General features: G+C 45.5%; 13 protein-coding genes and 1 pseudogene. 9 read left to right on the plus strand and 5 right to left on the minus strand.

What is annotated here, in order from left to right; all coding sequences use genetic code 11:
- Positions 1-77: 77 nt before the first annotated feature.
- From BK127_RS37970 to BK127_RS37990, 5 genes and pseudogenes are all read left to right on the plus strand, one after another.
- Positions 78-1,178, plus strand: coding sequence for a helix-turn-helix transcriptional regulator (locus BK127_RS37970; protein ID WP_256711623.1), 1,101 nt, complete (start codon positions 78-80; stop codon positions 1,176-1,178).
- 41 nt (positions 1,179-1,219) lie between these two features.
- Complete coding sequence (locus BK127_RS37975) at positions 1,220-2,107, plus strand: prenyltransferase/squalene oxidase repeat-containing protein (protein ID WP_076237881.1); 888 nt, start codon at positions 1,220-1,222, stop codon at positions 2,105-2,107.
- A 146-nt stretch (positions 2,108-2,253) separates the two neighbouring features.
- Positions 2,254-2,835: pseudogene (locus BK127_RS45895) on the plus strand (EAL domain-containing protein); the annotation flags it as partial.
- Between the two features lie 57 nt (positions 2,836-2,892).
- Positions 2,893-5,265: an MHYT domain-containing protein gene (locus BK127_RS37985; RefSeq protein ID WP_076237883.1), complete on the plus strand. Its 2,373-nt coding sequence runs from the start codon at positions 2,893-2,895 to the stop codon at positions 5,263-5,265.
- A 62-nt stretch (positions 5,266-5,327) separates the two neighbouring features.
- The gene (locus BK127_RS37990; protein WP_076237884.1) at positions 5,328-5,705 is read left to right on the plus strand and encodes a response regulator; all 378 of its coding nucleotides are present in this window, start codon (positions 5,328-5,330) and stop codon (positions 5,703-5,705) included.
- Between the two features lie 136 nt (positions 5,706-5,841).
- Here the strand turns inward: BK127_RS37990 and BK127_RS37995 are convergent, their stop codons facing one another.
- The 3 genes from BK127_RS37995 to BK127_RS38005 form a co-directional block, all read right to left on the minus strand.
- On the minus strand, positions 5,842-6,021 hold the full coding sequence (locus tag BK127_RS37995) for a hypothetical protein (RefSeq protein WP_076237885.1): 180 nt from the start codon (positions 6,019-6,021) through the stop codon (positions 5,842-5,844).
- Between the two features lie 154 nt (positions 6,022-6,175).
- A complete protein-coding gene (gene uxaC, locus BK127_RS38000; protein WP_076237886.1) occupies positions 6,176-7,588 on the minus strand; it encodes a glucuronate isomerase in 1,413 nt (470 codons plus the stop codon).
- Positions 7,589-7,618: 30 nt separating this feature from the next.
- The gene (locus tag BK127_RS38005) at positions 7,619-9,118 is read right to left on the minus strand and encodes a tagaturonate epimerase family protein (protein WP_076237887.1); all 1,500 of its coding nucleotides are present in this window, start codon (positions 9,116-9,118) and stop codon (positions 7,619-7,621) included.
- A gap of 172 nt (positions 9,119-9,290) precedes the next feature.
- Here BK127_RS38005 and BK127_RS38010 point away from each other — a divergent pair, with 172 nt between their 5' ends.
- Positions 9,291-10,142: an AraC family transcriptional regulator gene (locus BK127_RS38010; RefSeq protein ID WP_076237888.1), complete on the plus strand. Its 852-nt coding sequence runs from the start codon at positions 9,291-9,293 to the stop codon at positions 10,140-10,142.
- A 45-nt stretch (positions 10,143-10,187) separates the two neighbouring features.
- Here BK127_RS38010 and BK127_RS38015 read toward each other — a convergent pair whose 3' ends face one another.
- On the minus strand, positions 10,188-10,496 hold the full coding sequence (locus tag BK127_RS38015; protein WP_076237889.1) for a hypothetical protein: 309 nt from the start codon (positions 10,494-10,496) through the stop codon (positions 10,188-10,190).
- Positions 10,497-10,558: 62 nt separating this feature from the next.
- On the opposite strand from BK127_RS38015, the gene infC reads away from it, so the two are divergent.
- Positions 10,559-11,035: a translation initiation factor IF-3 gene (gene infC / locus BK127_RS38020; RefSeq protein ID WP_076237890.1), complete on the plus strand. Its 477-nt coding sequence runs from the start codon at positions 10,559-10,561 to the stop codon at positions 11,033-11,035.
- A gap of 19 nt (positions 11,036-11,054) precedes the next feature.
- Complete coding sequence (trhA, locus tag BK127_RS38025; RefSeq protein WP_076237891.1) at positions 11,055-11,696, plus strand: PAQR family membrane homeostasis protein TrhA; 642 nt, start codon at positions 11,055-11,057, stop codon at positions 11,694-11,696.
- An 84-nt stretch (positions 11,697-11,780) separates the two neighbouring features.
- Here trhA and BK127_RS38030 read toward each other — a convergent pair whose 3' ends face one another.
- A complete protein-coding gene (locus tag BK127_RS38030) occupies positions 11,781-13,076 on the minus strand; it encodes a hemolysin family protein (protein ID WP_372237410.1) in 1,296 nt (431 codons plus the stop codon).
- A gap of 441 nt (positions 13,077-13,517) precedes the next feature.
- Between BK127_RS38030 and pyrH the strand changes: the two genes are divergently transcribed.
- Complete coding sequence (gene pyrH / locus BK127_RS38035) at positions 13,518-14,258, plus strand: UMP kinase (RefSeq protein ID WP_076237893.1); 741 nt, start codon at positions 13,518-13,520, stop codon at positions 14,256-14,258.
- Positions 14,259-14,264 lie beyond the last annotated feature (6 nt).

Genomic DNA, 14,264 nt, shown 5'->3' on the forward strand with positions numbered 1-14,264 from the left:
ATTCTTATGTTTCAAGAAAACCTACCTCTGAACCGCGGTCGCTCATCTTTGAATGGCCTCGATAGAGGTTTTCTTATATGGACTTCGTTAATGATGACATCTATGATGTCACCAATCGAATGGTATGCTGGATGTGCAGGAATGAAAACCGATTGCGAGCGCTCGACCACATAGCGGGTATATTCACTGTACTTCTTACGGTAATGATGTTGAAGGAGGAACAGTTTCTGAGAAGAGTAGATAGATTGATGGCGATTCTGATCGCGCTGCAGCAGCGAAACGAAACGGCACAATCGTTAGCAGACAAGTTTGAAATCTCGAAAAGAACCATCTTACGAGATATGCAGGCATTATCCGAGATGGGAATCCCACTGTATGCGGTGGCCGGGCCTAAGGGTGGGTTTCGTCTGATGGAAGGCTTCCAGCTGCCTCCTCTGCAAATGGATACGCAGGAAGCGTTAACTGTACTTTTTGCATTAAAGGCAATGATCCGAATGGCGGATACACCTTTTAATCAAGCGCGATTTACTATAATGGACAAAATTCGAGCCTTGATTCCCGAGACTATCCTTAAGCAGATTGAACCGATTCTGGAGAACCTGGAAATGGAAGTGCCTGCACGCAGCTTTAAAACTCCACATTTGACGTCACTACTGGCTTTGATGTCGGAATCCAGATGGATGGAAGTTTTCTATCGTTCTTCGAACCACCAACGTTGGCTCCACTTGTTACCCAAACGGGTATATGCAGCCAATGGGTTCTGGTACTGTGAGGCGTATTCCTTAACTCATCAGGAGGACCGTTTGTTTTGGGTAGATCGGTTTGACAGGATTAAGGAAATGGACCCTCCAAAACAACTCCAGTGTGAACCTGGAAACGTCACAGCGCGTAATGCAACTCCTGCGGACAATAATCCGATAAGAATAGTGGCTAGGCTTACTTACAAAGGAATGCTGGTCGTAGAACAGGATGCCCACATTGGTGAGATGGTCCGATGGATCAGCGATGACGTATGGGAAATTGACTTTGCATGTCCGGCATCCGAATGGGAGTGGGCGATACGGTTCTTTTTTTCGATAGGCTTGCATGCAGAGGTTATGGAGCCAGAGATATTGCGTCAGAAGATTGGTCAGCTAGCTAAACAGCTGTATCAGCAATATGAAATCGATACAACTTAAGACTGTGTATAATATTTTTCGTAAAAAGGAGCTGTCAAGCTATGCGTGTACCCTCGGATTTATTAGTTCAAGCTAAATTATTTATATATCAAAATGGACGATTATTGGATCGGCGACGGTTCGAATATTTTTTTGAAAATGGTTCAAAAGAAGCTGTATTAGCCGCACTGGCTGCTTATCAGAACCCGGATGGAGGGTTTGGGCAAGGGCTTGAGCCGGATATACGCAGCCCACACAGTCAGCCTGTCCCGACTGAATCAGCATTGATCCTCATGGACGAGATCGAATGCTTTGACCCTTCCATACTGAAAGGGGTGATTGGCTTTTTACAAGCGAATAGCATACCAACAGGGGGCTTTCCGTTGGCTTTCTGCCATATTAACGATTATCCTCACGCACCTTGGTGGAACACGGATCAGGACAGTCAGGCTCATATGAACCCGACAGGACGTATCATGGGCCTGCTATACAAGCAATCAGTATTAACCGATATTTATGAAGAGAAGTGGTTTCAGAACGCGGCGGATTTTATTTGGAAGGAGATGAACAAGGGATTGCCTTCTGATTATCATGACGGCGTGCAGTGGATCTCGTTTCTGGAGCATACACCAGAGCATGAACGGGCAGCAGCACATTTAACATCTATTCAAAAGTGGCTGGCTCAACCGGACATTATTGAACGGGATACTGAAGCCGAGGGATACGTGCACAAAGTGCTGGATTGGGTGCCATCCCCGAACAGCTATGCCGCACAAGTGGTCTCCACTTCAGACATAGAACGGCATCTCTCTTATTTGGTTAGCCAGCAGCAGCCAGACGGAGGGTGGCCGATAAGCTGGCCCGCTGTCAGCACTGCAGGTGAATGCGAATGGAGAGGGCATCTTACCGTAGAGCGTCTGCGAACGCTGAGATCTTTTGGCTGGCTGTAGTTCTGTCATTTTGAACTGATGCGTCTCTATGAGCGCTTGGAAGATCGATGCTCGGTAGAAAAGCAATATGAGCTTCTGTAAAAGATGCTTCGTCAGGAACTGGAGCTGGATCCCCCCGCTATTCGAACCAGAAACGCCGATGGTCAGCCACCGAACGCGACGAGTTTCTGCTCTACTACCAGCCGCAGATTCGAACAGTGGGATAATCTAATGATCGGGGTTGAAGCTCTGTCACGATGGAATCATCCAACCAGAGGTATATTATCTCCAAGTATGTTCATCCCCATTGCGGAAGAGACAGGAATGATTTATGATTTGGGGACATGGGTATTGCGAGAAGCGTGCCGGCAAATGCGGGAGTGGCATGAGCAAGGATGCCACTCATCCCCGTTTCGGTTAATTTATCGTCCCAGCAATTCTATCAAAGCAATTCTATCAAAGCAATTCTATCAATCCAATCTGGTTGCCTATATCCGGCGTTGAGGAAACCGGTTTTGAATCCGGATCAGTTTGGATGATTTTGGCACGGGCTGTGGAATTGATTGCAGAAGGCCTCGAAACAAAGGATCAGCTCGATAATTTGATGGACAACGATTGGAAGGAGATACAAGGCTACTATATATAGCCAACCTTTGTCTGCTGACGCTGTGGAAAAAGCCTTTTTTGTCCCGTTGAGAACGGTTCGAGGCAGTTTCATAAATGTTTCAAATCGTAGTTGTATAATTTAGAATGGATCTTATTTTCGAATATAGTTATTTTTTACATATTGAAGTGAGGGATGTCGAGTGGAACATGTTCATGGCTCGTACGATTCGGTACTTGTCGTTTTTTCTTACGTCGTAGCTGTTGTTGCTTCCTATACCGTTCTTGATTTGGCAGGGAGAATCAGCACATCTCAAGGGAGAAACCGATGGTTGTGGCTCCTGTTCGGCGCAGTTGCCATGGGAATGGGCATCTGGTCGATGCATTTCGTTGGAATGCTTGCTTTTTCATTATCTGTTCCGGTCGCTTATGATCTTTGGCTTGTTCTGTTGTCCGTGGTGGTAGCGATCACCGCGTCCTTCATTGCTTTAAATGTTGTTGGTCGCAGTCATCTGACATTGCGTCAATTACTTGGCGGCGGCATGCTGCTTGCCGTTGGCATTTCAGCGATGCATTACATTGGAATGGCTGCTTTGCAGGTCGATATCACGTATAATCCTTTCTACTTTGCACTTTCCATCGTTATCGCAATTGCGGCCTCCAACGCTGCATTATGGTTGTCGTTTTATTTTCACAAAGGAGGAGATCGCAGTGAAGTTTGGAAAAAGCTCGGAAGTGGTTTAATAATGGGCGCCGCGGTCGTTGGCATGCATTATACGGGAATGATGGCAGCCAACTTTCATTTTGGAGATAAATTGGCTTTATCCTCCGGTAGGGTGCTGGAGCAAAAGTGGCTGGCTTATTTCATCTCAGGAGGTACATTGTTTACGCTTGGGTTGTCTCTGCTCGGGATATTTATCTCCAAACGGTTTTCCCATAAAGACTCGGAAATTCAGGAGAAAACAGATGAAATTTATATCATAAATCAGGAGCTACGGCAGTTGAACGACCATTTGGAGGAATTGGTGGCGGAACGCACATCGCAGCTGGAGAAAGCCCATGATGAAGCCATCAAGGCGAACAGGGTCAAAAGCCAGTTTCTAGCCAATATGAGTCACGAACTGCGAACACCGCTCAATGCTATCATTGGATACAGCGAAATGCTGAAGGAAGAAGCGGAAGAACTTGGCGAGCCAACATTTGTGGAGGATCTTGGGAAAATCAGCAAATCGGGTAACCATCTGCTCGCCCTGATCAACGATATTCTGGATATCTCGAAAATCGAGGCTGGCAAAATGGAGATGTACTTCGAGACCTGCGATTTGACGGATTTGATTCAGGATGTGATGACGACGGTCAGACCACTTATTGAAGGCAATGGAAATCAGTTGGAAACTCGCAGTATAGAAAGCGAGATGACAACAGATGTGACGAAGCTGCGGCAAATTTTAATCAATTTGTTAAGCAATGCAAGCAAATTTACAAAGGATGGCACGATCGACTTCGATGTATACCGCGAAACAAGAGATAACAAATCGGGTTACTGCTTCCGTATCAAGGATTCGGGAATTGGTATGACACCCGAGCAAGTGGAAAAGCTTTTTCAGCCTTTCACACAAGCTGATTCCTCGACGACACGCAAATATGGAGGTACCGGTCTTGGGCTAGCCATCAGTCAAAGCTTCTGCAACATCATGGGGGGCGAAATTTCTGTCGAAAGTGAACTTGGGTCTGGCAGTACATTTACGTGCTGGCTTCCTGTTTCTCCCGCCGGACAGGAGATCGAGGAACCGTCTGTAGCCTATCGCGAGAAGGAAGAAGAAGCCAGTCAAGTGAGCATTCTGCTCATCGATGACGAGCCCTTCAACCAGCAATTGATGCGACGATATCTCGACAAAGAGGGATGGACAATGGCATTTGCCGAAAGCGGTCAGGAAGGGCTTCGTCTGACCAAGAAGCTTCGCCCCAAGGTGATCTGTCTGGATATCCTCATGCCAAGTATGGATGGGTGGAGCGTATTGTCGGCACTTAAGAGCGATCCGGAACTGCAGGACATCCCCGTCGTAATTTGGTCGATGACAAATGATAAACACTTGGGTTACACGCTCGGCGCTTCCGAATTTCTGACGAAGCCGGTGCAGCGGGAACGGCTGATCGATGTGATGGACAAGTATGTCTCGAATCGTGCCTTGCAATCTGTTCTGGTGATTGAGGATGATGTGACGACAAGCGAATTGATGACAAAGCTGTTGCATAAAGAGGGGTATGCGGTTACTCAAGCTGGAAATGGTCGTATCGCTTTGGATTGTATCGCCAGAGAAATACCTACATTGATTTTACTTGACTTGATGATGCCGGAAATGGACGGCTTTCAATTCGTTGCAGAGCTCCGTAAACAGGAGGCTTGGAGCGAAATTCCGATTGTGGTGTTAACGGCCAAGACAATCACAGCGGAAGATCGGTTAAAGTTGAACGGTTATGTGAAGAGCGTCATTCAAAAAGGATCGTTTAATCACAAATCGTTGCTGGCGGAAATTCGCCAATTCATTACTACCACCACGAATAAGAATAGCTAGCCAACAGCGCTTGGCAAGCTCGAAGTTGACCTATTACGTAGAATTAGGAGGCTTTAATCCCTATGAATATTATTCTTCTGGTCGAAGATAATGAGATGAATCGCGATATGCTGTCTCGGCGTCTGACCCGCAAAGGGTATCAGGTTATCACAGCTGAAGACGGCAAGCAAGGCGTTGATTTGGCGATGAAGGAACACCCTGATCTGATTTTGATGGATATGAGTTTGCCTGTTATGGATGGGTGGGAGGCAACCCGAATGCTCAAGAATTCTCCTGAAACGAAGGGTATTCCGATCATCGCTTTAACAGCTCATGCAATGGCAGGAGATGAAAAGGAAGCATACCAAGCGGGATGCGATGATTTCGATACCAAGCCGGTTGTCATGGATCGATTGCTTGGGAAAATACATGCAAGATTGGCAAAGAGCGAAGAGAAATGATTCTAATATTGTGGAAAGCTAAGATGGTCTGAAAAACGAAAAGGCTTGAAAAATATGTCCTTATGTCTGGTAGGCGGCCTTAGCCCTGAATTCCACGGGACTGAGGTCGTTTAATTTTGCCTGAAATCGCTCATTATTATAAAAAGCCCGGTACAGCTCCAAGCGCTTGGTCCAGCGTTTCAAATACCAGTTTGTTGTTGTTCGAATGCCCCAGCACATAGGAAATAAGGTTATTGCCGTGGAACTCTCGTTTTAGCAGGTTCTCAGCCATATGCTGAGGGGTAGAGCGCGAGTATTGCTTTTTCTTCTTTGACAAAGAAATACTCCCCTTTAAGTAGCTGGTTTATTTTTTAAACCTGTCTACTTAAAGGGGAGCATATCAAATTGCGACAGTCTTATTTCACGATGCTTGTGCGGCACAGCCTGCCACGATACCCGCAACTTTCAAGTATCGTACAGCACAAGCTTTTTTATTTGCCAAAACCAAAGTATTGGTTGGCATTGTTATAGCAAATATTTTCAATCATACTGGACAGCAGCTCGATATCGTTCGGAGCTTCACCATCTTCCACCCATTTTCCAATCATATCGCACAGAATTCTTCTGAAGTATTCATGTCTCGTATAAGACAGGAAGCTTCTCGAATCTGTCAGCATCCCGACAAAACGGCTCAGCAGGCCAAGATTGGCCAATGCCTGCATTTGCTCCAGCATACCATCCTTCGTATCAAGGAACCACCATGCCGCACCCAGTTGAACTTTCCCCGGAATACCTCCACCTTGGAAGCTTCCAATAATGGACCCTAATACATAATGATCTTTAGGATTCAAGGAATACAAAATCGTTCTTGGCAGGGCATCTTCACTATCCAATGCATCAAGCAGACGAACAATCGGTTGTGCCGGTGAGCTGTCGTTGATCGAGTCGAAGCCTGTGTCTGGACCCAATTTATTGAACATCCGCACATTGTTGTTACGGTGTGCATTAATATGGAACTGCATGGCCCATCCAAGCTCGGAGTAAAGCTTACCCAAAAATACGAGCGTATATGTTTTGTATTGTTTTTCTTCTTCAAGACTTACTGAAGCGCCTTGAAGCGCTTTGGCAAATATGGCTGCTGCCTGCTCCTTGGTCGTGTCTGCATAGGCAACATAGTCCAAGGCATGGTCGGAAACGCGCCCGCCGATGGAGTCAAAGAAACGAACCCGGGATTCGAGAGCAGTCAAGAGCTGATCGTAATCACCAATCGGTTGTCCGGCAACTTCAGCCAGCTTCTGTACCCAAGGAACGAAGGTAGGACGGTTAATTTCCAGACCTTTATCCGGACGGAAGGAAGGGAGGACAGCAACGTCAAAATCATTTAATTCCTTGATTTTAATATGATACTCCAAAGAGTCGGTCGGATCATCAGTGGTGCAGATCACTCTGACGTCAGACTTTTTGATCAGATCTCTGGCTCCGAAGCCTTCTCCGTTCAATTGAGCGTTAACTGTTTCCCAGATTGCAGGTGCATTCTTTTCATTGATCAGATCGTAGACGCCGAAGAAACGCTGAAGCTCCAGGTGTGACCAATGATAAAGCGGGTTACCGATAGTCATGGGTACAGTCTTGGCCCATTCCAGAAAACGGTCGTAATCGCTCGTGCCTTCGCCACCCGTTACCAGGTTTTCCGTCGCACCATTCGCGCGCATAGCTTTCCACTTGTAATGATCGCCATATAACCAAGCTTCAGTTAAGTTCTTGAATGTTTTGTTCTCATAAATTTCTTGCGGGCTTAAGTGACAATGGTAATCGATAATCGGCTGTTTTTTTGCATAATCGTGATACAAGCGAACGGCCGTTTCATTCGTTAGCAAAAAGTTTTCATCTAAAAATTTCTTCATGAGCCTGTACACCACCTTATTCAGATATGATTATTTTCCTAAGAGCTCCAAATGCTTGCCGATATGGGAGATCAGCGACTGCTCAAAAGCATCCTCTTGCTCATTCAATGTGCTGAAGAACTCGTCCTTGAACAGGGAATTACCTTGTGCATCCTTCGCTTGCAGCAAAATTCCGTACGTAATGTGAATCACTTGACGCGCATTGTTCTCGTTCATATATACATCGGCCAAATCTGCATCGGCAACTTGATTAAGTGGAACAATTTTGCTTAGATCGGTCGTAACATGGTAGTAAACAGTTGCTTCTTCAAAATGATCCAAAGCGTATTGGTGCATCTTGCGGTATAGGTCCGGCTTCACTTTGGCTACAGTCCTGACAGCTTCGAGCCAGTTCGTTCCGGCAGTCTTGATATGGAAGCGTCCTTTGGTGTGCTTGCCGATCAATGGGAATACGCTGAACTTGTCGCTGCCTGAGTGAATACTCAGTTTGTAACCAAAATCATCAGCAATTCCGGCATGGATAATCAGTTCTTCCTCAAATTTTGCGATATCACCGATGTAGTCGATTCCCTTTTGGAATTCGCCGATAAAGCGCGGAGCCATGCTATAAATCGTTAAGCCGCGGGCATACAGTTCCTTGGCCACCAAAAAGTGGGATTCCGGATCTGTTGGTGTCGCAGTCTCATCAATGGAAATTTCAAAGTCGATCTCACGACCGGCATTTTTAATATAGGTGTTGTAAATATGCTCCATAAAGTCAACGGCAGGACCATAGATCAATACGTTCTTGATCAAGGTTGCTTTGTCAAAAGTTACAGAGGAGCCAGCTACTTGAAAGCTTTCATTCAGGTAACGGTTTTCATAGTGATTGCGTGTTGCTTCTGGAAGCTGGGCATACTTGTCCGCCTGTTCATCAGCAGATAAGCCTTCAATAGAATTATCGATATATTCGGAGCAATCCAGTGTCAGCATCGTAAAGCCAAGACCAAGTGCCAGTTCAATATCTGCTTCAACTTTCAAGTGATCGCCGTCAGCACCAAAGCCATCTTTGTAGCCTTCCTGGAATACAGCGAAGCATGCCGCATCAACCACTAGCTTGTAATCACGACCGGTGAGATTCAACTCACGGATGCTTTGTTGAGCCAGAATCGGACGGATATCATGGCCTTTAACGGTTTTGATATGTCCTGGGGAAGCAATACCGAGACGGTCGCCCAGACCAATCGTTGCAACCTGTGTACCAAATGCACGCGGTACGGTATAGTCAAAAAATTTGTTAATTACGAGACGGTTCTCATGGGTCAACGGACTGATTTTGGCGCCGCCTTCAATTTCGCCTTGCAGCTCATCGAATAGGGGACCGGAACCAATGGAAACCAAATATTTGGTGTCTACATGTTTAACTAGGACGATTTTAACGGTACCGGATTCGGCAAATGAATGCGGATACACTTTAAAGCTGGCAGGGATTTCGATGCCGTCTACACTGCCTTTTTGCAGAGCTTCGACAATGGGTTGATATGTGCTCATGAATAGAGCCTCCTTCAATAATTGAGTAACTCGATCATAACGCAAAATCAGTTTATAATCTTTACCTATTTTGTCTGTTTTATCTGCATGTATGCATATCTTGCTATGATCGAACCGTTCTTTCTGTTACAATAGAGGGGTTAGCAGCTAGGATAGAAAGCGGTGAAGCAAGATGAGCGAGACGGTTTCCCTTACCTATGGGTCAGAGGAAGGCGATTTTTATATGCAGCATATTAAACGCACGGAGCTGTTTGAGCGAAATAACCATTTTCACAGCACTTATGAAATCTATTATTTGTTATCAGGACACCGGACCTATTTCATTAAAGACCGTTCTTACTTGATCGGTCCGGGTGATCTGGTATTTATTAATAAATATGATGTTCACAAAACCTCAGATGTCGGAGAGCCGGGGCATGAACGGATTGTAATCAATTTTAGCGATAAGTTTATCGACAAGGATCAATCCTTATATCATCCTTCATTATTTAATGTGTTTGAGCAGCCTGCGCATGTACTCAGCCTCAAGCTGCAGGACCAGATATTTACGCGCTCCGTGCTGGATAAGCTCGATAAGGAGCTCAAGGAGAAAGCAACCGGCTTTGAAACCTATATCAAGCTGCTGCTGGTAGAGCTGCTGCTGTTCTCCAGCCGTTATGCGGAGCGCAACGAAGCAGCGCCATTCGAGCACGCGAGCCCCTTGCATCGCAAAATATCGGAGATCGTCCAATACATTAATAAAAACTATGCGCAGCCGATGACGCTTTCAGGTATGTCGGAGCAATTTTATATGAGTCCGTATTATATGAGTCGTACCTTTAAAGAAATAACCGGCTTCACCTTTATAGAGTATGTAAATATGACGCGAATTCGTGAGGCTCAATTACTGCTTCGTGAATCTACCCGTAAAATCATTGATATCGCCGATAGTGTCGGCTTTGAGAATATCGCCCATTTTGGACGTATGTTTAAAAAGCTGACCAAGCTGACGCCACATGAATATCGTAAGCTGCATCGGCAATAATCATGAAAGTGAAGGCTTATCGAAGTAAGCTATTTCTGTAAAAAATTATTCGGATCGTTGGCTGCGCCGTGCGATTTCTTCGGTTACAATAAAAGCAAGCTCCTCATTACCGAACAACGATAAGACACCGAGCAAGGTTTCATCAGGAATATCGCCGGCTTCTTCCTTCGGTACGATCAAATCTTGAACTTGCTGCAATAATGGATTCGCTTCTTGCTCAGGATAGGCCCGTCTGTACAGATCGGCAGGGTCGAGGTCGTGATTAACGCACCATTGGGCAAAGATATGAACCATCAACGATTCGTCGCGCTGGTAATTGCGGATAAGCTGCTCTTCCAATTCTTTTTGGCTCATGGATAAGCTCCCTTCAATTTGATATGCTTACTCATTATAACGAAAGTTCAGGTGGTTGCCTAATGATCATGAATGAAAAGATAAAAGCATCCGAGGTGCAGCTAACCGGAATCGATGGTGAGGACCTGGGCGTGATGCCAACCTCACAGGCATTAACACTCGCCAAGAAGCTTAAAGTGGATTTGGTGTGCACATCGATGATGAGCAGTCCGCCGCCTTGCAAGCTGGTGGGCGCGGGTAAGGCGAGGGAAGAGGCGCAGCAGCAGCGTAAGCGGGAGCAAGCTCCCAAAGTGAAGGAAATCAGGCTGACTCCGCATATTGAAGCTCATGATTATGATACGAAAATACAACAGGCGGAACGTATCCTCAAATCCGGTGATGCTGTGCTGCTGGTCGTACGTATCCAGGGTAAGGAAGGGCCAGAGGCCAAGACGCTGCTGGAGAGCCTGATTGGCGATTTAAAGCTTGCGGGACGCAAGCAAACCGGCATTCAACTGAGCGGTAAGCAGGCTGCGGTTCAATTGGACCCTTTAACATAATAAAGGAGGCGATCCACGAATGGCAATGACACATACGTATAGCAAAAGAGAAGAGCTTGCAAATGCCGTTACACACGGTATCGGAAGTTTACTTAGCTTGGTTGGACTTGTCGTGTTGATTGTGTTTGCTGCTTCAAAGGGAACAGCCTGGCATGTGACCAGCTTCACAATCTATGGCGTCAGCATGCTGCTGCTGTATGTCGCATCAACTATGCTTCACAGTCTTCCTGCGGGTAGAGCCAAGGATGTATTTGAAGTGCTGGATCATTCCTTCATCTATGTATTCATTGCCGGGACGTACACGCCGATATTGCTAACAGTTATTCATGGAACGCTCGGCTGGGCATTGTTAATTATGATATGGGCAATCGCCGCGGCAGGGGTCGTATTTAAAGCGTTTTTCACCAAAAAGTTTTTGTTTACCTCGACCTTGATCTACATTGCGATGGGTTGGATTGTTGTGTTTCTCTGGAATCCGATGTCTGCGGCACTCCCCACGGCAGGTATGACCTTGCTTGTCATTGGCGGTCTGTTGTATACGCTCGGCACGGTGTTTTATGTGTGGAGAAGCTTTCCTTATCACCATGCTGTATGGCATATGTTTGTGCTTGGTGGATCGATTCTGCATTTCTTTATGATTTTGTTATATTTTCTGCCTTAGTCAACCTAACAGGGGATTTATACGCATACCTAAAAAAGAGCCAAATCTCAGATGAGATCAGGCTCTTTTTGCCATCTATTCAATTCATTTGTGATCAACAGAAAACGGTTCTTTTTTGCCAAGCGGTTTGATTTCAATTTTGCGAAAGCTCAGTCCGTCTTTTTTCAAAATCTTGAAGTGCAGGACATCAAATTCCCATTCCATGCCTTCTCTTAAAAGCGGATGCTTGGCATACAGCCAGCCGCCGATGGTGTCCAATTCGCTTTGATCCAAATCGCTGCCGAAAATGTCATTGATGTCTCCAATAGGTACCTTGCCATCGACAATAATACGCTGATCACCCATACGCTCTATCTCTGGCCGTTCCTCCGAGTCGAACTCATCACGGATTTCTCCGACGATTTCCTCCAGCACATCTTCAATCGTAATCATGCCTGCCGTCCCGCCGTATTCGTCAAGCAGCATGACAATGTGGGCATTTTGCTTCTGCATTTCTTTGAGCAAAGATTTGACAGGCATGGATTCAGGTACAGACACAACCGGATTGATCAGATCAAGCAGGTTGATTTGGGGAGTATCGATATATTTTAAGAAAAATTGCTTCGTATTGATCATCCCGATAATGTCATCCTTACTTTCTCCAGCGACCGGGAATCGAGTGTATTGCTCTTCTTTAATTATATTCATGTTTTCTTCAAGGGTATTATTCAGGAATAAGCAGACCATTTCGGTACGGGGGACCATGATTTCTCTGGCTTTCAGCTCATCAAACTCAAAGATCCTGCTTACGTAACCGTATTCGGTTTGGTTAATTTCTCCGCTTTCCAGACTCTCGCTCAAAATAATCCGCAGTTCTTCCTCAGAGTGGGCATCCTCATGCTCATTCGCTGGCCTCATGCCGAACAGTCTGATAAATTGAGTAGCCGAGCCATTCAGCAGCCATATAAACGGATACATGATTTTGTAGAATCCGATCATTGGTGCCGCCAGCATGAAGCTGATGGATTCCGCTTTTTGGATGGCTATCGATTTGGGAGCCAATTCACCCAGCACGACATGAAAGTAGGTGACGAGTCCAAAAGCGATCAAGAAGGAAAGAGTGGCTTCTACCTGAGAAGGAAGCCCGATAGGTCCGATAAGTGGATGTAAAATTAACTCTACGGTCGGTTCACCGAGCCAACCGAGACCGAGTGCCGTGATAGTGATGCCCAATTGGCATGCGGATAAATACCCATCCAAATTACTAATCACACGTTTAACGGATCGAGCCTTCTTGTTTCCTTCGGTAATGAGCTGATCTACCCGGCTTGGGCGGATTTTGAGAAATGCAAATTCTGCGGCAACAAAGAATGCTGTTGCTAATAGTAATACCAAAATCATGACCAAATTTAGACCTATCATCGTTGTCCCCTCATTAAGCTATTTTGAACAGATGGTACAGTTTCTTCGTATTAATCATAACATGGAGATTATCATATCTCAAAATCGAATGACATGACCAGGTTATTGACATCCTGATTGGAAGACTCAATGCGACAATTAACACGCAAAATTTGACGTTTAATAAGCTTCAATTTACAATAAATAGTATACCAATTCGTCTAGCAGGAAAGGTGGGGGGACTATGAGCAGCCTTATGAAGCCATATGGGGTAGATTCGTTTGGAGCAAGGCTATTTGTATTCATATTCCCTCTCATTCCATTTTATTTACCTTTGGAGACACTACAGGCATTTATTGCTTGAGTGTCTTTTATTTTTGTATGCTTTTAACAATCAGCAGCGTCCGAGCAGTGCGATAATTCATTGGAGGTGCATGGTTAGTGAAGTATAAAAGAATTTTGATCAAGCTTAGTGGCGGGGCCGTTGCTGGCAAGAGTGAATTTGGTTTTGATCCTGAGCGGCTTGAGCATATAGCCAATGAAATTATGACGGTATTGCGTATGGGCGTCGAGGTTTGCCTCGTGATTGGCGGGGGTAATATATTTCGTGGAAATATGGGTGAAAATTGGGGCATTGAACGAGCAGAGGCTGACAATATCGGCACTTTGGCAACTGTCATTAACAGTCTGATGCTCAGAGGCGTTCTTAAAGCCAAAACCAGCTCTGAGGTCAGAGTGATGGCAGCAATTCCGGTTACCTCCGTAGCCGAGCCTTATATTCGTTTAAAAGCCATTCACCATTTGGAAAAGGGTTTTATCGTGATTTTTGCAGGTGGTAATGGACAGCCATATGTCACAACGGATTATCCCTCTGTGCAAAGAGCCATCGAGGTAAACTGTGAAGCGATTCTGGTTGCCAAGCAGGGTGTGGATGGTGTTTATAATCAGGATCCAAAGCTGCATAAGGATGCGCAGAAGTACAAGTCACTGCATTACAATGATGTGATTAGCCATGATTTGCGGGTTATGGATCAATCAGCTTTTATATTGGCACGGGACTTTCATTTACCGATTTATGTTTTTAATTTCGATAAACCTGGCTCGATGAAAGAAATTTTTGAGGGAACCAGTACGGGTACATGCATTAGCGAGAGCTCAGTATTGGCCTATTACGAGGATTGATGTTAC

Source organism: Paenibacillus sp. FSL H7-0331, assembly GCF_001956045.1.